Below are 19,519 nucleotides of genomic sequence, written 5' to 3'. Positions count from 1 at the left end.
AGCCTGTTACGCCAGACGTCTGGTGACGGCATGGCGACAACGATGTTGTGAATAGTGGTTCAGAATTTGGGAAGGGCGCTATGGTAATGGAAGGCGGCGCATTCGTCACCTGTAAAACCCGATGATTTTTTCTTCCCAAATGCCGACTAACACCAGTAAAAAGAAAGGGTTTCCCCATGGGGGGGTATTACCCCCTGCTTTGACCGCTCAGAACAGGCCTATCTGCCTGGTGACTAACGCCGAAAAATCGTCGTACAGGAAGGGAAGTATAGCGTCTGCCACCGGTTGCAGTTGGCGTTCGAGATAATGATCGTAATCGATCGCAGATTGCCGGGTTTCCAGCGGCTCTGGCCCGGCTAGCGTCATTACATAGCTGATCCAGCCACCGTTCTGATATTGCAGTGGCCGCCCCTGTTGATGATTATAGTCATCGGCCAGGCGGGCTGCTCGGGCGTGTGGCGGGACATTGCGTTGATAGTCGTCCAGCTTGCGCCGCAGGCGTTTACGGTACACCAGCCGGTCGTCAAATTCGCCGTTCAGCGTTTTGGCCACGTAATCGCGCACAAAGTCCTGATAGGGCTGGCGCTTGAAGATGCGTTGATAGAGCTGCTGCTGAAACTGCTGCGCCAGCGGGGTCCAGTCGGTGCGTACCGTTTCCAACCCTTTATACACCATCTCTTCACTGCCGTCCGGTTTGCTGATCAACCCGGCGTAGCGTTTTTTGCTGCCCTGCTCGGCACCGCGGATGGTGGGCATTAAAAAGCGGGAATAGTGGGTTTCAAACTCCAGCTCCAGCGCATTTTCCAGCCCATATTGCTGTTGCAGATGCTGCTGCCACCATTGATTGACGTGATCGAGCAGTTCGCGGCCAATCTCGGCGGCCTGCTGTTCACTGTGGGCCTTTTTCAGCCAGACAAAGGTCGAGTCCGTATCGCCATAGATCACCTGGTAACCTTTAGCTTCGATCAACTCCCGCGTCTGGCGCATGATCTCGTGGCCGCGCAGGGTGATCGACGAAGCCAGACGGGGATCGAAGAAGCGACAGCCGCTCGATCCCAGCACGCCGTAGAAGGCATTCATGATGATCTTGAGCGCCTGCGACAGCGGTTTGTTGTTGTGGCGTTTGGCCGCTTCGCGCCCCTGCCAGATCTGTCGAACAATCTCGGGAAGGCAGTGTTTGGTGCGGGAGAAGCGAGCCTGGCGAAAACCCGGCACCGAGTTTTCATCATCCGGGTGCTGCATGCCTTCTACCAGCCCGACGGGATCGATCAGGAAGGTGCGGATGATCGACGGATACAGGCTTTTGTAATCCAGTACCAGCACCGAATCATACAGGCCGGGCTGCGAATCCATCACAAAGCCGCCGGGGCTGTGCTCTTCCGGCAACTCCCCAAGGTTAGGGGCCACATAGCCCTGACGATGCATGCGTGGGATATAAAGATGGTTGAAGGCTGCTACCGAACCGCCGCTGCGATCGGCCGCCAAGCCGGTCACGGTGGCGCGCTCGAGCAGGAAGGTCAACAGTTCGGTTTTGGTGAAAATACGCGTCACCAGCTCGCAGTCTTTTAGGTTATAGCGGGCCAGAGCGGGTTTATCTTCGGCAAAGCGGCGGTCTATTTCCGCCATCCGCTGGTAAGGATTGTCGATCGATTTCCCTTCCCCAAGCAGCGTTTGCGCCACATATTCCAGGCTGAAGGACGGGAAGTTCCAGGTGGCCGATTTCAGCGCCTCGATACCGTCGATAATTAATCGCCCGGAGGCCGAGGCGAAGAAGTGGTTTTGCTTAAAGCCGTGCTCGCGCCATTCCAACAGATTACCGCCACGGCCAAAGCGCAGGGGGATCTGATAACGTTCGGCGTGTTTCTGCAGCACCCGCAGATCGAACTGCACCAGGTTCCAGCCGATAATGGCGTCGGGATCGTGCTGCTCCAGCCATTGGTTCAGGCGTTCCAGCAGCTGTGGGCGGCTGTTGCAGTATTCCAGCTCGAAATCCAGCGCCTCAGTGCCGCCGTTGGCCGGGCCGAGCATATACACTTGGCGCTGGCCACAGCCTTCCAGCGCGATGGAGTAAAGCTCGCCATGGGCGGTAGTTTCGATATCCAGTGATACCAGCTTTAAAGTGGGGCGGTAGTCTGGGGCAGGCTTCATCTGGGCGTTGAGCCACAGGCCGTTACCGTCGGGTTGGCCGTTGAACCACACCGGGGCGGTGATAAAGCGCTCCATCAGATAGCGTTCCGGCGGGCGGATATCGGCCTCAAACACGTTGACGCCACCCTCTTTGAGCAGTTTTTCCAGCTTGATCAACTGACGATGCTGGCGGCAATAAAGGCCCATCACCGGACGGGAATGGAAATCCTGCAGCGGCAAGGGTTTCAGCTCGACATGACGCTCTTCACGCAGCAGCAACTCGGCCCGCTGACGCTGTTCGGCGGGAATGAATGCCACGGAGGTCTGTGGGGCCAGCCGTAGCCGTTGTGGCCCGCTATCGGTTGCCAGCCAGAACTCAACTTCGGTACCGGCGGGCGTATCACGCCAATGGCGGGTGAGTAAGAAACCCTGCTGTAGAGATGTCACTAGTTTCTGAGCATCGGTGATCTATAGATGTTTATAGTATGGGTTTTTATACAGTAATTGTCTATTACTGGCCGGATTGGCTAAATCTACATACAATTCAACGATTGACTCCCCCTGGCCCGCGCCGGACAATCCTTCGCCCATACGTTTAGCTTACCAACAGAGGTTTAATGGAAGCCTATTTACAGCAGTTGATCACCCAGTCATTGGCTTTCACCCTGGTGGTGGTCATGCTGGTGGCGTTCCTGGAGTCGCTGGCGTTGGTCGGTTTGTTATTGCCGGGCACGGTGATGATGGCCAGCATTGGTGCACTGATCGGCAGCGGACAGGTGGACTTTTATATGGCCTGGGGGGCGGGCATCGTCGGTTGTCTGTTGGGGGATTGGATCTCCTACTTTATCGGCCGGGCCTTCAAGGGGCCGCTGCACCGCTGGTCATTCCTGAAAAAGAACAAGGCGATGCTGGATAAAACCGAGCATGCGCTGCATCAGCACAGTATCGTTACCATTTTGATCGGCCGTTTTGTTGGCCCGACGCGCCCGCTGGTGCCGATGGTTGCCGGCATGCTCGATCTGCCTCCCTACAAATTTGCCCTGCCCAATATCATCGGTTGCCTGACCTGGCCGCCGGTCTATTTCTTCCCCGGCATTCTGGCCGGAGTCGCGATCGATATTCCTGCTAGCGCCAACAGCGCGTTATTCAAATGGCTGTTGTTTGGCGTGGTGGTGCTGTTCTGGCTGGCAGCTTGGCTGAGTTGGCGCTGGTGGCGTGAAGGAAAGCGCAGTGCTGATAAGCTGACACGCTGGCTAACGCCGAAGCGGCTGCGGTTGGCCTGTATTGCTAGCTGGGTAGGGGCGCTGGTGTGTTTCTATTATATGCATCAGCAGGCGTTGATGCCGGTATATCGACATTTGCTGTGGAAAGTGCTGGCGGGCTGACGCTAAAATTTGGGCATAAAAAAACCGACTGGTGAGGTCGGTTTTTTTATTTCCCGCTCTAGAGCTGGTAACTCTGACCGGTTGAGACAGTCAGCAACTAACGGGTTAATGCTATATCCGGCTGGATAAAAAAGCAACAATAACAGTAGAAATTTGAAAACCACTGATTATATAATCAGGTCGTTAGCTCTGCTGAGTGTGTAGCTTCGGTGCGCACATGAACGTAATAGTTTTAGTCCTGGCTGAAATGACAGGTGGTGCTGGTTTCAGTGCTCTGGCCGGGGTGAGACAGTCAGTAACTAACATAGGAAGGCAGCTACCGTGACAGGCAGCGTATGGGTAAGCGGTAGTGTCCTCACTCCATGAAATGGAGTAACCGGATGATTGATATCGATAAGGCAATCATCGTTCTTGGGGCGCTGATCGCGTTGCTAGAACTGATCCGTTATGTGATTCAGTTACTGAACTGATAATGGAAACGTAGCTAAGGCCGGGGGCTAACCACTCCCGGCCTTTAACATTCAGCCGCGAAAGTTTACTGGAAGAACGCCTCCAACTGCTCAAACACCCGCATATCTTCGCTATGGCGTTTCACCTGTAACACATCCTCCAGCTTTTCAACCTGGCTGATCATCTGCACCAGGCGCTGATCGTCGGCCACCAATAGCCAAATGCGGCTCTGGGTTCCATCTTTCAGCGGCATACATAAAATACCTTCCACGTTAAAGGCACGGCGGGCAAACAGGCCACAAACGTGGGTCATTACGCCCGGATGGTTCCGTACCGCCAACTCCAGGATCACCTGTGGATTCTTTTGTAGTGATTGCATGGCTTATTCTCCAATCATTTCGATGTTGGCGGCACCCGGTGGCACCATTGGGTAAACTTTTTCGTTGATATCGATCAGCGCGTGGATCAGGCAAGGGCCAGGACGTTGGATGGCCGCCAGCAACGCGGCCTGTGGATCTGCCTCGGCATTCAAATCGCAGGTGTCCAGGCCAAACCCGGCGGCAATCTTCAGGAAATCGGTACGCTTTGGATAGGTGGCGGCAAAGATATGCTGTTGATAGAACAGCGTCTGCTGCTGGTGTACCAATCCCAAGGCCTGGTTGTTCATCAGGATGATTTTCACGTCCAGATTATGCTCAACGGCGGTCGCCATCTCTTGAATATTCATCATCAGGCTGCCGTCACCGGAGAAACACAGCACCTTGCGCTGAGGCTCTGCCAGGGCTGCACCAATCGCAGCAGGCAAACCAAAGCCCATGGTGCCCAAACCGCCGGAGGTCAGCCACTGGCGCGGGCGGCTCAGTGGATAAGCCTGGGCTACCCACATCTGATGCTGGCCTACATCGGTGGTGATAATGGCGCTTTCGTCCACGCAGCGTGCTGCGGCTTTAACCAGCCCGTAATGGCTCAATGGGTCTGCCATATTTGGCATGTTGATCGGGAATTCACGCTTCAGATCGTTAACGGTGTTCATCCATTCGGTACGCGGCTGTGCTTCGATCATCGGTAACAGCTGTTGCAGCACCTGGCCGACATCGGCATGGATGGCAATATTGGCCTGTTTAACCTTGCCCAGTTCGGCACGGTCGATGTCCACGTGGATAATTTTGGCGTTCGGGCAGAATTGCTCGGTTTTACCGATTGCCCGGTCGTCGAAGCGGGCGCCAAGCACGATCAGCAGGTCGGCTTCTTGCAGGATAAAGTTGGTGCTGCGCGCGGCATGCATCCCCAACATGCCTAATGACAGCGGGTGTTCCACCGGCATTGCTCCCAATGCCATCAGCGTCATGGTGGTTGGCAGGTTGGAGCGCTCGGCCATTTCCAGCGCCGGTTTATGGGCTTCTGCGCAGATGATGCCGCCGCCCAGATACAGAATAGGGCGCTTGGCCTGATTGATCATTGCAGCAGCCTGTTCGACCTGCTTGCTATCAAAGGCCGGTGGGGCGTCTGGTACGGCCATTGGCGGTAACAAATCCCACTCAATTTCGGCGGTTTGCACGTCTTTCGGGATGTCGATCCACACCGGGCCTGGGCGGCCGGATTCGGCAATGCGGAATGCGTCGCAGATCACCTGCGGCAGATCGCTGATATCACGGACCAGGTGGTTGTATTTGGTGATGGGAATGGAAATGCCGTAGGTATCCACTTCCTGGAAGGCATCGGTACCGATCATCGAGGAAGATACCTGGCCAGTGATGCACACCAGCGGGATCGAATCGAGCTTGGCGTCGGCAATGGCGGTCACCAGATTGGTGGCTCCCGGGCCGCTGGAAGCGATACAGACCGCCGCCTTGCCGTTGGTACGTGCCATGCCCTGCGCCATAAAACCGGCCCCTTGCTCGTGGCGGGCCAGCACGTGCTGGATGACGGTGCTTTGGCTCAGAGCATCGTACAGCGGCAGCGCTGCGCCACCGGGAATGCCTGCAATAGTGGTGATACCCTGACGCTCCAGCAGATGCACGATCAGCTGTGCGCCGGTAATACGTTGGCCTTGGTGTGGCGTGCCCGAAGTTGCCATGTGCCTATCCTTTTCTCTGGGCCGGTTAGCTTTTCTGGGCAGGGAGACTAAAACAAGAAACCCCGCCCGGTTTGCGCCGGCGGGGTTTGGGAATCGATGCGTTGATTCGGACCCTACGGCGCGTTGCCGACGACCACCACCACACGCACGACGACCACCGCGGCTGGTAGCGCGGTTGTTAGTAGGGTCGAGGTCAGCGAGGATGCGATCACAGGGAGCCTTATCATCAGTAGTAAAAAACAGAATTTTATAAAACCACAGGTGCAAAATTCGCACAACAGGTTTATTGCTTCAGCATAAAAAACGCGTGGTAGATCACGGTTTAACCGGAATACCCAGCACCTTGGCCTCCGGAGCGCTGCCGCTTACCAATGCCTGCGTCGGGCCGTCGTAATAAATCCGCCCATCCACGACCAGCAACGTACGCGGCGCGATGCGGGCGGCATCCTCAAGATTGTGTGAAACCATCAGCAGCGTGAGTTGGCGCTGGTCGCAGACGTTTTGCAGCAGTTGCAGCATCTCACTGCGCAGTGCCGGATCGAGTGCAGAGAAAGGCTCATCGAGCAGCAGGATCGGCTGCTGGCGGATCAGGCAACGCGCCAAGGCTGCCCGCTGCCGCTGCCCGCCGGAAAGCTGTGACGGCAGGCGCTGCAGATGCTCCTCCAACCCGACCTGTTGGGCAATCTGTGCTAGTTGTTCCTGCTGTGCGGCGGTTAGGCGCAGTCCAGGATCCAGCCCCAGGCCGATGTTTTGCTTGACCGTCAGGTGGGCAAACAGGTTGTTTTCCTGAAACAGCATCGACACCGGGCGTTTGGCTGGCGGCGAAGCGGTATGATCGCTGCCGTTGAGCCACAGTTTACCGCTGGCCGCCGGCAGAAAACCGGCGATCAGGCTGAGCAGGGTGCTTTTGCCTGCGCCGCTAGGGCCAAGCACCGCGACGTGTTCTCCCGGCTGAATGCGCAGGTCAAAACGCATCGGCAGGTGTTCGTACAGATAGGTCAGTTTTTCAAGCGTCAGCATGGCGGCCCGGTAAACGTTCAATCAGGGTAAACAGCAGGAAACAGAGCAGCAGTAGCAGCAGGGCAGTCACGGCCCCGTCGTTGCTGCGATATGCGCCAATCTGCTGATAGAGATAAAAAGGCAAGGTACGGAACTGCTCGTTGCCGAACAGTGCTACCACGCCGAAATCGCCAATCGACAGCACACAGGCAAAGGCCAAAGCCTGCGCCAGCGGGCGTTGCAACGCTTTCAGCTCGATCCAGCGCAGCCGCTGCCAGCCGTGGATATCCAGCGACAAGCATAGTGGATTATAACGCTCGGCCAGATCGCGCATTGGATTTTCCAGCACTTTTAGTGCGTAGGGTATCGCCATCAACGCATTGGTGAGGATCACCAGCGCATAAGGCGACTGCGGCAGTCCAGTGGTATCGCTCAGCAACAGAAAGAAACCGGTAGCCAGCACAATACCCGGCATCGCCAGGATCACCATGCCGCTCAGTTCCAGCGTTTGGCCCCAGGCGGCCCGTTGTCGCAGCTTCAGCTCACGGCTGCTCCATAGCAGCATCATGGTCAATACCACGCACAAAATGCCCGCGCCTAGTGCGATGCGTAGTGAGGTGAACAGGGCCTGCCAGAGAATGGGCTGTTGCAGCACGGTGACCAGCGTTTGGTTGGCACCGTCGATGATCACCGCCAGCAACGGAGGTAGCAGTAACAGTAGCGCAGCGACAATAAATAGCGTATCGCTAATGCGCCGCCCCAGACTGTCCTGCGGATCGCGCCAGCGCTGGGCGTGGGTATGGCCAACCGGCAGAGCCTGGCTCAAACGCTGGCTGAGCACCACCAGCCCCAGGCAGCAAGCCAGTTGGATCAGCGCCAGCAGCGCCGCGCGGCTGAGATCGTAGTCGTAACTCAAGGCCTGATAGATCGCCAGCTCTATGGTGGTGGCCTGTGGCCCGCCGCCCAACGAAAGCACGGTTGCAAAGCTGGCAAAACACAGCATAAACACCAGTGCGCCGCTGGGGAGGATCTGGCGGCGTAACGCAGGCCATTCCACAAAGCGGAACTGCTGCCAGCCGTTCATCCCCAGCTGTGCGGCCAGTTGGCGCTGCTCGGTGGGGATGTTCTCCAGCGCCTGTAGCAGAAGGCGGGTGGCCAGCGGCATATTAAAGAACAGATGCGCCAGCAGGATGCCTTGCAGGCCATAAGGCGAAAAACTGTAGTTCACGCCCAGCCAACCACAGAGCGTTGCCAGCCAGCCTTGCCTGCCGTAGACGCTCAGCATGCCAAATACAGCCACCAGCACCGGCAGCACCAGCGTCATGGCGCACAGCCGCAGCAGCAGGTTACGGCCAGGGAAGCGCCGCCGGTATAACGCTCGGGCCAGCCAGATGGCAGGCACCACCGAGATCACGGCAGAGAGTAGCGCCTGCCAAAAGGTAAAGCGCACTACATGCCACAGGTAGCTGTCTTGCCACAGGCTGCGCCAATCACTTTCTGGCGCATGACGCCACAGCGAGCCCATGGCCGCCAACGCGATCAGCAGGATCAGACCTGCGGCCATCAGCCCCGGCCATAACCAGCGGGGGATCAGTGGCTGACGGCAGTTTGCCATGCTCGGATCCAGTTACCACGCTGTTGTGCCACTTCCTCGGCGCTGAATTGCAATGCCGTTTGCGGCACGCTCATCTGTTCGAAACCGGCGGGCAGTTCCGTCTTGATCACCGGGTACATCCAGTTGCCTGTGGGAATGGTGTTCTGGAAGGCCGGGGAGACCATAAACTGCATGAAGCGCTCGGCCAGTTCTGGCTGTTTGCTGGCCTTTAGCTTGCCAGCGACTTCGATTTGCAGGTAGTGGCCTTCACTGAAGTTGGCCGCCGCATAGAGGTCTTTTTTCTCTTCGATCAGATGGTAGGCAGGGGAGGTGGTGTAGCTCAGTACCATGTCGCCTTCCCCTTTCAGGAACAGGCCGTAGGCTTCACTCCAGCCTTTGGTAACGGTGACGGTTTTCTTCGCCAACTGTTGCCAGGCAAGCGGTGCCTCGTCTCCATACACTTTCTGCATCCAGAGCAGGAGGCCAAGGCCAGGTGTGCTGGTGCGCGGATCCTGATAGATGATCTTCAGGGGGCGATCGCTGCTCACCAACTCTTTCAGGCTGGTCGGCGGGTTCTTCAGCTTGTCTTTGTTGTAGACGAAAGCAAAGTAGCCATAGTCGTAGGGAACGAAGGTCTGGTTGTGCCAGCCACCGGGAACCGTGAGCTTGCTAGTATCGACTTGGCTGGCGGAGAACAGATCCGTTTGCTGCGCGGCTTGCAGCAGGTTGTTGTCCAGGCCCAAAACCACGTCGGCGGCGCTGTTCTTGCCCTCCATTCTCAGGCGATTGAGTAACGACACGCCGTCTTCCAGCGCCACGAATTTCAATTCGCAGTCACATTCGGCCTCAAAGGCTTTTTTTACCGCCGGGCCAGGGCCCCAGTCGGCAGCGAAAGAGTCGTAGGTGTAGACCGTCAGCGTTGGCTTGGCCAGGACGGGCATCGCCGCTAGCAGTAATAAACAGGGCAGGTATTTTTTGACCACTTTGCACTCCTAATAGTAAAGGGGGCAAAGGTATCTGAGGACTGGGTTAACGAAGGTTAACGCGCCATGCTCAAATCCCTCCGCCGGTATTGACCGGATCAGGTTCGACGGGTGTGCTCTCAGCGGAAAACCGTTGGCCAAAAATTGGCGGGTTCTCCGCACCCCGTTGAGTCGGCGCTATTGTAGAGGCTTAGCGGCGTGGGTGAAAGGCGATTATGCTTCCGGTGGCGCAAACCAGGCAGATTTAAAATCGAACCAGCCGAGGGTATTCATCCGTACCCCACGCATACTGCGTTGACCATGCAGTTGCAGCCAGTGGTGGAATAACGGATGCAACTGATGGCTGCTGACCAGGCGCTGGCAAAACTCGGCCATGGACAGGCTGTTTTCCCGCCACTGAGCGGCATCCTGTGCGATATCTTCCGTCAGACAATGTTGTATCAACGGCAGTTCGTATAGCGTGGCAAACAGCGAAAACTCCAGCGGCAGGGTGAAGTTGGCGCTGCCTAACCACAGATCGCTTTGCGCCTTGCCCTTATGCCAGGCTTCATAATCCACGACCTGTACATTGAGTTTGATGCCCTGCTCGGCCAGCAGAGAGGCGATAGCCTGCTTGATTGCGTGGAACTCGGAGTGTTCGCTGTAGAAGGTCAGGGTCAATTCGGTTAAGCCTGCAGGCTTGGGTTGCTGCCCCAACACACGGTTATGTAACCAGCGCGGGAGAATGCCATAGGCCGGAGCCCAGTAACGCTGGTAGAGCGGCCCGGCGTGGCTCAGCAGTGCGATTGGGTTGATCAGTTCGCTTAGCCAACTGCGGATTTCCGGATCGGCCGCCAGTGCCGAACGCTGATCGAACAATAGAAAATAACAGCCTTCTTCGAGGCGGCTTTCCAGCTCGTTCCTACCGGTATCATCCCCCTGTAACTGGACGCCGGAGTGCGCCAGCTCTTCGGTGATTTCCGGTAATACCCAAATGTTGACCTCATCGATCAGGGCGCGATAGCCAAAGTAGTCGTCAAAGGCATGGATTTTCATCTGGCTTTGGTTGTTGTGTATCACGCGATAGGGGCCGGTGCCGATCGGATGGCGAGCAAAGTCCGGCAGGCTCTGCCATTCGCGCGGCAGGATCATGGCATGTACGCTGCTCAGCAACCAGGGCAGCCAGTAGTCCGGCGTGTGCAGATGTACATCGATGACATAGGGCGTAGGCGAGTCGATCCTGTCGATATGTGAAAATAGCGGCTGTGGGATCAGGCGGTTGAGCGACTGGATCACATCTTCCATTTCCAGCTCACGGCCATGGTGAAAATGGATCGCCGGACGTAGATAAAAACGCCAGTGCAAAGGAGTGATCGTTTGCCAATGATGCGAAAGATCGGGATCCAGTTCCCCGTTTTCCTCGTTTACCCGCGTCAGGCCGTTGAAAATCTGTCTTGCCAGGTGGGTTTCTGAACGGCGTAGTGCCGAGCCGGGCAACAGGTTATAAAGCTGACGATAGTAGAGCACTCGCAGGATATGTTTCCCCTGGCGGAAGCTGCGCCCCAGCTGGGAAAGCAGCATTTGGCGTACCACGTCTTTATCGCCCACCAGTTGGACCAGTTGGTCGATGCGATCCTGTTCCAGTAGTTCCTCGGCGCGTTGTTGTTGCAGTGCCAATCCGGTGTAGTGAAAGCTGAGCTGCGAACGCTTACCCCGGCCGGATTCGGCCTGCCAGGTCAGCCAGCCCTCGTGCTGCATGGCTCCCAGTAGCGAACGAACGTGGCGGCGGGAACAACTGAGCACCTCTGCCAACTCTTGCAGCGTGGTTTCGGTGGTTTGGCCATGGCAGCGTTGCCACAGGCGGATGAACTGTTGTTGCAGGCGTGAGGTGGACATAAAAGAGGAACTCTCTGGCATCAAGTCGTCAATTTATCTTTCCCTATATTACGCCGATAATGAGGGCAGTTGAATCAGCGGAGGGATAACAAATGACGGTTCTGTTAACTAAACAGTTTTATCAGCGTTATTTCACCGCGATCCGCCGCCAGCAGGCAGATTGGCTGCGGGTGGTACCTGAACAGGCGCGGCTGGAGATGCTGGCCCACTTGACCCAGTGGGACATCGCCACGCTGAGCGACAAGCAATACCGTGAGCGTATCTGACGTTCACCGCAAAAGTGTTTCTGAGTAATGGTGCTTTTCACCAGCCAGTGGGGTAACACCCACTGGCATTTTTATCTGCCGTCTTTACTTCCTTCGGCAATTTTCCTTCTGTAGCATAGCCTTCTTTATTTCTGGATAGGGATATCGCCATGAGTTTCAGACGCTGGTTGCCGCGCCGTTTTAATCCCGTTTTTGCCGCCTTCTTGTTGATAGCCTTCCTGACCGGCATTGCCGGAGCGCTGCAAGCCCCCACGCTGAGCCTGTTTTTGACCACCGAGGTAAAGGTGCGCCCGTTATGGGTGGGTATGTTCTATACCGTGAATGCCATCGCCGGGATTGCCGTCAGCTTCCTGTTGGCCAAGCGTTCGGATACCCGTGGCGATCGGCGCAAGTTGATCCTGGTGTGCTGTGCCATGGCGGTGGGCAATAGCCTGTTGTTTGCGTTCAACCGTGATTATCTGACCTTGATCACTGCTGGTGTATTGCTGGCCGCGATTGCCAATACCGCCATGCCGCAGATTTTTGCCTTGGCGCGTGAGTATGCAGACAGCTCGGCACGTGAAGTAGTGATGTTCAGTTCGGTGATGCGCGCTCAGCTTTCACTGGCCTGGGTGATCGGCCCGCCGCTGTCGTTTATGTTGGCACTGAACTACGGCTTTACCGTGATGTTTATAATTGCGGCGGGGATTTTTGTCGTCAGCGTGCTGCTGGTGTGGCTGATATTGCCTTCGGTGCCCCGTGCCAACGTTGAGATCAGCGTAGATTCTCCGCCTATCGCGCCAATCAGCGCCTGGCGCGATCCCGATGTGCGCCTGCTGTTTGTGGCCTCGATGCTGATGTGGACCTGCAACACCATGTATATCATCGATATGCCGCTGTATATCACTGCCGACTTGGGCTTGCCAGAACGGCTGGCAGGTTGGCTGATGGGGACCGCCGCCGGGCTGGAAATTCCGGCTATGCTGCTGGCGGGTTATTACGTCAAACGCTTTGGCAAACGCAATATGATGCTGTTTGCGGTGGCGGCAGGCGTACTGTTTTATGCCGGGCTGGTGCTGTTCAAGTTCCAGTCGGCCCTGATGGTATTGCAGCTGTTCAACGCGGTGTTTATCGGCATCGTTGCCGGGATCGGCATGTTGTATTTTCAGGATCTGATGCCGGGGCGGCCCGGTGCCGCGACCACCATGTTTACCAACAGCATTTCGACGGGGGTGATCCTGGCCGGTGTACTGCAAGGCGCGTTGGTGGAAAACTTCGGGCACTCTGCGGTTTACTACCTGATTACTCTGCTTGCCATCCTGGCGCTGTGGATGTGTGCCAAAGTTCGCGAAGTGTGAGCTGTAACACCCGGTTAGTTGATACATATCATTGAGAAAACCGCTCCATTCTCACTAAGATAAACGGACTCAGAGCGTGAGCTTCACGCTCTTATCCATCTTGCTATTGAGATGCCGATCCCGTTGATTAAAGTGGGTATGTTATGGATAAACTAACGCCGCTCAAACCTGTTCCCTCCCTCTGTGCCGTTATCGCTGCTCTGCTGATTTGGTTTGTGATCCCCGTCCCTGAAGGGGTGGCACCGAATGCCTGGCATTTGCTGGCACTGTTTATTGGTACCATCATTGCCATTATCGGCAAGGCGATGCCGATCGGCGCCGTATCCATCATTGCCATTGCGCTGGTGGCCGTGACCGGAGTGACCAACCCTGGCAAGCCGGGGGCCGCGCTGGACGATGCACTGAGCGGGTTCTCCAACCAACTGATCTGGCTGATCGGTTTCTCGATCATGATCTCCCTGAGCCTGAATAAAACCGGCCTGGGATCGCGCATTGGCTACTACTTTATCTCGCTGTTTGGCAAGAAAACGCTGGGGATTGCCTATGCGTTAACCCTGGCGGAAACCGTGCTGGCCCCGGTGACGCCGAGCAATACCGCCCGTGGCGGCGGGATCATCCACCCGATAATGAAATCGATAGCGGACAGCTTTGGCTCCAAGCCCGAGCTGAATACCTCCGGCAAGATTGGCCGCTATCTCTCACTGGTGAACTACAACATCAACCCGATCACCTCGGCGATGTTTATCACCGCAACTGCGCCTAACCCGCTGATTGTCAATCTGATCGCCAAAGGCGCGGGTTCCGAGTTCGAACTCACCTGGGGCATGTGGGCGATAGCGGCGTTGGTACCGGCAATCTGTTCGCTGATCGTCATGCCACTGGTGGTTTATCTGCTGTATCCACCGGAAATCAAAAGCACCCCGGATGCGCCATTGTTTGCACAAGATAAGCTGCAAACTCTGGGGCGGATAACCCTGCCAGAGAAAATCACGCTGGGTGTGTTTGCCCTGTTGCTGGTGATGTGGGCCGGAGTTCCAGCGATGATTTTTGGCCCCGCACTGGCGGTTAACCCAACGACGGCTGCGGTGATTGGTTTGGCGATCCTGCTGGCAACCGGCGTACTGAGCTGGGACGACGTGCTGAAGCACAAAGGGGCCTGGGATACCGTGGTCTGGTTTGCCGCCTTGGTGATGATGGCGACCTACCTTGGCAAACTGGGTCTGATTGCCTGGCTGTCACAAACGGTAGGTTCGGGTATCGATCATATGGGGATGAGCTGGGTCGGAGGGACCATTCTGCTAACGCTCGTCTATCTCTATTCGCATTACTTCTTTGCCAGTACCACCGCGCACGTGACCGCCATGTTTGCCGCGTTCTTTGCCGCAGGTATTGCCCTTGGTGCGCCTCCGGCTCTGCTTGGCCTGATCCTGGCCTTCTCGTCTTCACTGATGATGTCGTTAACACATTATGCCACCGGCACCGCGCCGATCATCTTTGGGTCGGGCTATGCCACCCTGGGGGAATGGTGGAAAACCGGCTTTATCATGAGCGTGGTCAACCTGCTGATCTGGGCGCTGATTGGTGGGGTATGGTGGAAGTGGTTAGGCTATTGGTGAGTTTGATGAAAGCCTCACCCGCCGGGCGGCGGGTGAGGCTGAGGTTTAGTTCAGAAAGGCCGGTTGCTGCGCTTCGTAGCGGGAAATCTCCGCTTCGTGCTGCAACGTCAGGCCAATGCTGTCCAAACCGTTAATCATGCAGTGGCGGCGGAAGCTGTCGATCTCAAACGGGTAGCTTTTGCCCCCGGCTTTCACCGTCTGGTTTTCCAGATCGACCACGAACTCTGTACCTTCGTGCTCTGCCACCAGCTTAAACAGCGTATCCACATCCTGCTCGCTCAGCGTGACCGGCAGCAGCTGGTTGTTGAACGAGTTGCCGTAGAAGATATCCGCAAAGCTTGGTGCAATCACTACCTTGAAGCCGTAATCAGTCAGTGCCCATGGTGCGTGCTCACGGGATGATCCGCAGCCAAAGTTTTCCCGGGCTAACAGAATGCTGGCCCCTTTGTAGCGCGGAAGGTTCAGCACAAACTCAGGATTTGGCTGCTGACCCGCATCGTCCAGAAAGCGCCAGTCGTTGAACAGGTGCTGGCCGAAACCGGTGCGGGTGACTTTCTGCAGAAACTGTTTCGGGATAATGGCGTCGGTATCGACGTTGGCCGCGTCCAGAGGCACCACTAAGCCGGTATGTTGAGTAAATTTAGCCACGCTGGTGCTCCTTAGTGCAATTCACGGATGTCGGCAAAATGGCCGGTAACGGCAGCTGCGGCGGCCATAGCCGGGCTGACCAGATGGGTACGCCCACCGCGGCCCTGACGCCCTTCGAAGTTACGGTTGCTGGTTGAGGCACAGCGTTCGCCAGGGTTCAGACGGTCGTTGTTCATCGCCAGGCACATGGAGCAGCCTGGCAGGCGCCATTCGAAACCGGCTTCGATAAAGATCTTGTCCAGACCTTCCTCTTCCGCCTGAGCTTTGACCGGGCCGGAGCCAGGCACCACAATCGCCTGCACGCCTGCGGCCACTTTACGGCCTTTGGCAATGGCGGCTGCGGCACGCAGATCTTCGATGCGTGAATTGGTGCAAGAACCGATAAACACTTTGTCGATTGCGACGTCAGTCAGCTTGATGCCGGGTTTCAGATCCATATAGGCCAACGCTTTTTCAGCTGAGGCACGTTCCACCGGATCGCTAAAGGAATCGGGGGTTGGGATTGCCTGATCGACCGCGATAACCTGCCCAGGGTTGGTGCCCCAGGTGACCTGTGGTGCGATATCTTCCGCCCGCAGGGTGATGGTGGTATCGAATTTGGCTTCGGCGTCGGACTTCATGGTGCGCCAGTAGGCCACGGCCTGCTCCCAGTTTTCCCCGGTAGGAGCGAACTGGCGGCCTTTCAGGTAATTGAAGGTGGTGTCGTCTGGCGCAACCAGGCCCGCTTTGGCACCCATCTCAATCGCCATGTTGCACAGCGTCATGCGGCCTTCCATGCTCAACGCTTCGATAGCTTTGCCACAAAATTCAACGACGTGGCCAGTACCGCCAGCGCTGCCGGTTTTGCCGATCACGGCCAGCACGATATCTTTGGCGGTGATACCTTCTGCGGCATCGCCGGTGACTTCAATCTTCATCGTCTTGGCGCGGCCCTGCTTCAGGGTTTGGGTCGCCAGCACGTGTTCCACTTCCGAAGTACCGATACCGAACGCCAGCGAGCCAAAGGCACCGTGCGTGGCGGTATGGGAGTCGCCACAGACGATGGTCATGCCCGGCAGCGTCATGCCTTGCTCAGGGCCGATAACGTGCACAATGCCCTGGAAGGGGTGGTTCAGGTCATACAGTGAGACGCCGAACTCTGCGCAGTTCTTGATCAGCTCCTGCATCTGAATGCGAGCCATCTCGCCGCTGGCGTTGATGTCTTTGGTCTGGGTCGACACGTTGTGATCCATGGTGGCAAAAGTCTTGCCCGGCTGACGCACTTTGCGGCCCATGGCACGCAGGCCGTCGAACGCCTGTGGGGAGGTCACTTCATGCACCAGATGACGATCGATGTACAGCAGCGGTGTCTCGTTTGGCGCTTCATGCACCACGTGGGCATCGTATAATTTCTGATATAAGGTCTTGGCCATGATTTACGCCCCCTCAGCCACGAAGCGGGCAATGATATCGCCCATTTCATTGGTGCCGATGGCTTTGCCGGCACCGGCCAGATCGGCGGTACGGTAGCCCTGTTCCAACGCCTGATTAATGGCGCGCTCGATCGCATCTGCGGCTTCATCGGCACCCAGGCTGTAACGCAGCAGCAGGGTGGCAGACAGAATTTGCGCGATCGGGTTGGCAATGTTTTTGCCCGCGATGTCAGGTGCGGAACCCCCGGCGGGTTCGTACAGGCCAAAACCTTGTTCGTTCAGGCTGGCGGAAGGCAGCATGCCCATCGAGCCGGTGATCATGGCGCATTCGTCCGACAGGATGTCGCCGAACAGGTTGGAGCACAGCAACACGTCAAACTGGGACGGGTCTTTGATTAACTGCATGGTGGCGTTGTCGATATACATGTGCGACAGCGACACATCCGGATAGTCCTTGGCTACCTGAGTCACCACTTCACGCCACAGGATGGAGCTTTGCAACACGTTGGCTTTATCAATCGAGGTGACGATATTGCGGCGTTTGCGGGCAGACTCGAAGGCGATACGGGCGATGCGTTCGATTTCAAAGCGGTGGTAGACCTCGGTATCAAAGGCGCGCTCATGCATGCCCTGGCCTTCACGGCCTTTGGGTTGGCCAAAGTAGATGCCGCCGGTTAACTCACGTACGCACAGAATGTCGAAGCCACGCGCGGCAATATCCGCACGCAGCGGGCAAAAATCTTCCAGCCCTTGGTACAGGCGGGCAGGGCGCAGGTTGCTGAACAGTTTGAAGTGCTTGCGCAGCGGCAGCAGCGCACCGCGCTCCGGCTGCTCTGCCGGTGGCAGGTGCTCCCATTTAGGGCCGCCTACCGAGCCGAACAGGATGGCATCGGCCTGCTCGCAGCCGGCAACGGTCGCTGCGGGTAATGGGGTGCTGTGGCGATCGATGGCAATACCACCGACGTCATATTCACTGGTAGTGATGCGGATACCAAAGCGTTGGCGCACGGCATCTAACACTTTATGGGCCTGGGCCATTACTTCTGGGCCGATCCCGTCTCCGGGCAAGACGGCAATGTGGTAAGTCTTAGTCATGTTCACACCGTTTCCTGATTATTTTGATGTTTGGTTTGCTGCAAGCGCTGCTTTTCTTTTTCTACTTGCTGAGAGCGCCAGATATTGTTCAATACGTGGATCATCGCCTTGGCAGAGGATTCCACAATATCGGTTGCCAGGCCCACGCCATGGAAGCGGCGGCCATTGTAAGACACCACGATATCAACCTGGCCCAGCGCGTCGCGGCCCTGGCCTTTGGCGGTCAGTTGGTATTTCACCAGCTCAATCGGGTAGTCGGTAATACGGTTGATGGCTTGGTAAACCGCATCGACCGGCCCATTGCCTGTGGCGGCTTCGGACTTCTCTTCGTCGCCACATTTCAGTTTGACCGAGGCGGTAGCCATAATGCTGCTGCCAGACTGCACGCTGAAGTATTCCAGACTGAAATGCTCAGGCTCTTCCTGCTGCTTGTTGATAAATGCCAGGGCTTCCAGATCGTAGTCAAACACTTGGCCTTTCTTGTCGGCCAGCTTCAGGAAAGCCGCATACAGCACGTCCAGATTGTAATCCTGCTCCTTGTAGCCCATTTCTTCCATGCGGTGTTTTACCGCCGCGCGGCCGGAACGGGAGGTCAGGTTCAACTGGACATCTTTCAGACCGATGGTCTGCGGCGTCATGATTTCGTAGTTCTCCCGGTTTTTCAGCACGCCGTCCTGGTGGATACCGGAGGAGTGAGCGAAGGCATTGGAACCGACGATGGCCTTGTTGGCCGGGATGGGCATATTGCACAGTTGGCTGACCAACTGGCTGGTACGGTAGATTTCCTGATGATTGATATTGGTGTGCACCTGCATAAAGTCCTGACGCACCTTGATGGCCATGATCACTTCTTCCAGTGAACAGTTACCGGCACGTTCGCCGATGCCGTTCAAGGTGCCTTCTACCTGGCGGGCACCGGCCTGGACGGCAGCGATAGAGTTACCCACGGCCATGCCCAAATCGTCGTGGCAGTGGACGGAGATAATCGCCTTATCAATATTAGGCACGCGGTCGTACAGTGTAGTGATGATGCCGCCGAACTGGTTTGGCGTGGTGTAGCCAACGGTATCAGGGATATTAATGGTAGTGGCACCGGCATTGATGGCGGCTTCTACCACGCGGCACAGGTTATCAATAGGGGTACGGCCAGCGTCTTCACAGGAGAACTCTACGTCATCGGTATAGTTACGGGCGCGTTTGACGGAGCGCACCGCCATTTCCAGCACCTGGTCGAAAGAGCGCTTCAGTTTGGATTCGATATGCAGGGTGGAGGTGGCCAGGAAGACGTGAATACGGAAGGCCTCGGCCACGCGTAATGCTTCGGCAGCGACGTCAATGTCGTTATCAACACAGCGTGCCAGACCACAAACGCGGCTGTTTTTGATCTGGCGGGCAATGGTCTGTACTGACTCGAAGTCCCCAGGAGAGGAGACTGGGAAGCCGACTTCCATTACATCGACACCCATTCTTTCCAGCGCCATGGCGATCTGGATTTTTTCTTTAACGCTCAGGCTCGCCTGCAGCGCCTGTTCACCATCACGCAATGTGGTATCGAAAATAATGACTTGTTGGCTCATCGTGTTGTTCCTTGTCGTGTTTGTTTCACGCTAAGCGGGTAAAAAAAAACCCGCGCAGTAGCGCGGGTTTTGCAGATG

17 protein-coding genes and 1 riboswitch are annotated in these 19,519 nt (G+C 56.6%); of the genes, 5 read left to right on the top strand and 12 right to left on the bottom strand.

All coding sequences use genetic code 11. The features are described from left to right. Positions 1–207 precede the first annotated feature (207 nt). Positions 208–2,574, bottom strand: coding sequence for a DNA polymerase II (locus tag IMQ33_RS15425; RefSeq protein ID WP_196062215.1), 2,367 nt, complete (start codon positions 2,572–2,574; stop codon positions 208–210). 170 nt (positions 2,575–2,744) lie between these two features. Here IMQ33_RS15425 and IMQ33_RS15420 point away from each other — a divergent pair, with 170 nt between their 5' ends. Further along, complete coding sequence (locus IMQ33_RS15420; protein WP_098928823.1) at positions 2,745–3,512, top strand: DedA family protein; 768 nt, start codon at positions 2,745–2,747, stop codon at positions 3,510–3,512. 380 nt (positions 3,513–3,892) lie between these two features. Continuing rightward, positions 3,893–3,982 (top strand): damage-inducible type I toxin DinQ, encoded by a 90-nt coding sequence (dinQ, locus tag IMQ33_RS15415; protein WP_196062216.1) that lies wholly within the window; start codon positions 3,893–3,895, stop codon positions 3,980–3,982. 65 nt (positions 3,983–4,047) lie between these two features. On the opposite strand, the gene ilvN is transcribed toward dinQ, so the two are convergent. The 7 genes from ilvN to sgrR all read right to left on the bottom strand — a co-directional run bounded on the left by ilvN (position 4,048) and on the right by sgrR (position 11,490). Next, entirely contained in the window at positions 4,048–4,341 is a 294-nt protein-coding gene (gene ilvN, locus IMQ33_RS15410; RefSeq protein WP_024527189.1) for an acetolactate synthase small subunit, read from the bottom strand. A 3-nt stretch (positions 4,342–4,344) separates the two neighbouring features. Further along, on the bottom strand, positions 4,345–6,039 hold the full coding sequence (gene ilvB / locus IMQ33_RS15405) for an acetolactate synthase large subunit (protein ID WP_196062217.1): 1,695 nt from the start codon (positions 6,037–6,039) through the stop codon (positions 4,345–4,347). Between the two features lie 113 nt (positions 6,040–6,152). Beyond that, on the bottom strand, positions 6,153–6,266 hold the full coding sequence (gene ivbL, locus IMQ33_RS15400; protein WP_193569011.1) for an ilvB operon leader peptide IvbL: 114 nt from the start codon (positions 6,264–6,266) through the stop codon (positions 6,153–6,155). A gap of 88 nt (positions 6,267–6,354) precedes the next feature. Then, complete coding sequence (gene thiQ / locus IMQ33_RS15395; RefSeq protein ID WP_098928821.1) at positions 6,355–7,059, bottom strand: thiamine ABC transporter ATP-binding protein ThiQ; 705 nt, start codon at positions 7,057–7,059, stop codon at positions 6,355–6,357. Continuing rightward, a complete protein-coding gene (thiP, locus tag IMQ33_RS15390; protein WP_065683553.1) occupies positions 7,046–8,653 on the bottom strand; it encodes a thiamine/thiamine pyrophosphate ABC transporter permease ThiP in 1,608 nt (535 codons plus the stop codon). Before thiP ends, thiQ begins: the two co-directional genes overlap by 14 nt. Continuing rightward, positions 8,629–9,615 carry a thiamine ABC transporter substrate binding subunit gene (gene thiB / locus IMQ33_RS15385; RefSeq protein ID WP_196062218.1) on the bottom strand — a complete coding sequence of 329 codons (987 nt, stop codon included), beginning with the start codon at positions 9,613–9,615 and terminating at the stop codon, positions 8,629–8,631. The genes thiP and thiB overlap by 25 nt, the downstream gene beginning before the upstream one ends. Before the next feature lie 57 nt (positions 9,616–9,672). Beyond that, positions 9,673–9,791: riboswitch (TPP riboswitch) on the bottom strand. A gap of 37 nt (positions 9,792–9,828) precedes the next feature. Then, positions 9,829–11,490 (bottom strand): HTH-type transcriptional regulator SgrR, encoded by a 1,662-nt coding sequence (gene sgrR / locus IMQ33_RS15380; protein WP_065683551.1) that lies wholly within the window; start codon positions 11,488–11,490, stop codon positions 9,829–9,831. 92 nt (positions 11,491–11,582) lie between these two features. Here sgrR and sgrT point away from each other — a divergent pair, with 92 nt between their 5' ends. From sgrT to IMQ33_RS15365, 3 genes are all read left to right on the top strand, one after another. Further along, complete coding sequence (gene sgrT / locus IMQ33_RS15375; protein ID WP_071784940.1) at positions 11,583–11,756, top strand: glucose uptake inhibitor SgrT; 174 nt, start codon at positions 11,583–11,585, stop codon at positions 11,754–11,756. 149 nt (positions 11,757–11,905) lie between these two features. Continuing rightward, positions 11,906–13,093 (top strand): sugar efflux transporter, encoded by a 1,188-nt coding sequence (locus tag IMQ33_RS15370; protein ID WP_065683550.1) that lies wholly within the window; start codon positions 11,906–11,908, stop codon positions 13,091–13,093. Between the two features lie 143 nt (positions 13,094–13,236). Further along, positions 13,237–14,709, top strand: a complete 1,473-nt coding sequence (locus tag IMQ33_RS15365; protein WP_098928819.1) for a DASS family sodium-coupled anion symporter — start codon at positions 13,237–13,239, stop codon at positions 14,707–14,709. Between the two features lie 45 nt (positions 14,710–14,754). Here IMQ33_RS15365 and leuD read toward each other — a convergent pair whose 3' ends face one another. From leuD to leuA, 4 genes are read right to left on the bottom strand one after another with little or no spacing between them, the layout of a single operon-like run. Beyond that, positions 14,755–15,357 carry a 3-isopropylmalate dehydratase small subunit gene (gene leuD / locus IMQ33_RS15360; RefSeq protein WP_098928817.1) on the bottom strand — a complete coding sequence of 201 codons (603 nt, stop codon included), beginning with the start codon at positions 15,355–15,357 and terminating at the stop codon, positions 14,755–14,757. An 11-nt stretch (positions 15,358–15,368) separates the two neighbouring features. Then, complete coding sequence (gene leuC, locus IMQ33_RS15355) at positions 15,369–16,769, bottom strand: 3-isopropylmalate dehydratase large subunit (RefSeq protein ID WP_024527182.1); 1,401 nt, start codon at positions 16,767–16,769, stop codon at positions 15,369–15,371. A gap of 3 nt (positions 16,770–16,772) precedes the next feature. Next, on the bottom strand, positions 16,773–17,864 hold the full coding sequence (gene leuB, locus IMQ33_RS15350) for a 3-isopropylmalate dehydrogenase (protein WP_024483539.1): 1,092 nt from the start codon (positions 17,862–17,864) through the stop codon (positions 16,773–16,775). A 2-nt stretch (positions 17,865–17,866) separates the two neighbouring features. After that, positions 17,867–19,441 carry a 2-isopropylmalate synthase gene (gene leuA / locus IMQ33_RS15345; protein WP_021179308.1) on the bottom strand — a complete coding sequence of 525 codons (1,575 nt, stop codon included), beginning with the start codon at positions 19,439–19,441 and terminating at the stop codon, positions 17,867–17,869. Between the last annotated feature and the right edge of the window lie 78 nt (positions 19,442–19,519).

It is taken from the genome of Serratia sp. Res13-Sevr-LER1-36-b, assembly GCF_015673035.1.
GTDB lineage: Bacteria > Pseudomonadota > Gammaproteobacteria > Enterobacterales > Enterobacteriaceae > Chania > Chania fonticola_C.
Note: the sequence above shows the minus strand (reverse complement) of the source record. Positions and strands in the feature narration are given on the sequence as shown.

What these genes read in the sequence shown, in the direction of transcription:
- leuA (WP_021179308.1), bottom strand. Translation starts at nt 19,441, where the DNA reads ATGAGCCAACAAGTCATTATTTTCGATACCACATTGCGTGATGGTGAA.
- sgrR (WP_065683551.1), bottom strand. Translation starts at nt 11,490, where the DNA reads ATGTCCACCTCACGCCTGCAACAACAGTTCATCCGCCTGTGGCAACGC.
- leuC (WP_024527182.1), bottom strand. Translation starts at nt 16,769, where the DNA reads ATGGCCAAGACCTTATATCAGAAATTATACGATGCCCACGTGGTGCAT.
- ivbL (WP_193569011.1), bottom strand. Translation starts at nt 6,266, where the DNA reads ATGATAAGGCTCCCTGTGATCGCATCCTCGCTGACCTCGACCCTACTA.
- thiP (WP_065683553.1), bottom strand. Translation starts at nt 8,653, where the DNA reads ATGGCAAACTGCCGTCAGCCACTGATCCCCCGCTGGTTATGGCCGGGG.
- ilvB (WP_196062217.1), bottom strand. Translation starts at nt 6,039, where the DNA reads ATGGCAACTTCGGGCACGCCACACCAAGGCCAACGTATTACCGGCGCA.
- leuB (WP_024483539.1), bottom strand. Translation starts at nt 17,864, where the DNA reads ATGACTAAGACTTACCACATTGCCGTCTTGCCCGGAGACGGGATCGGC.
- sgrT (WP_071784940.1), top strand. Translation starts at nt 11,583, where the DNA reads ATGACGGTTCTGTTAACTAAACAGTTTTATCAGCGTTATTTCACCGCG.
- thiQ (WP_098928821.1), bottom strand. Translation starts at nt 7,059, where the DNA reads ATGCTGACGCTTGAAAAACTGACCTATCTGTACGAACACCTGCCGATG.
- IMQ33_RS15420 (WP_098928823.1), top strand. Translation starts at nt 2,745, where the DNA reads ATGGAAGCCTATTTACAGCAGTTGATCACCCAGTCATTGGCTTTCACC.
- dinQ (WP_196062216.1), top strand. Translation starts at nt 3,893, where the DNA reads ATGATTGATATCGATAAGGCAATCATCGTTCTTGGGGCGCTGATCGCG.
- IMQ33_RS15365 (WP_098928819.1), top strand. Translation starts at nt 13,237, where the DNA reads ATGGATAAACTAACGCCGCTCAAACCTGTTCCCTCCCTCTGTGCCGTT.
- IMQ33_RS15370 (WP_065683550.1), top strand. Translation starts at nt 11,906, where the DNA reads ATGAGTTTCAGACGCTGGTTGCCGCGCCGTTTTAATCCCGTTTTTGCC.
- ilvN (WP_024527189.1), bottom strand. Translation starts at nt 4,341, where the DNA reads ATGCAATCACTACAAAAGAATCCACAGGTGATCCTGGAGTTGGCGGTA.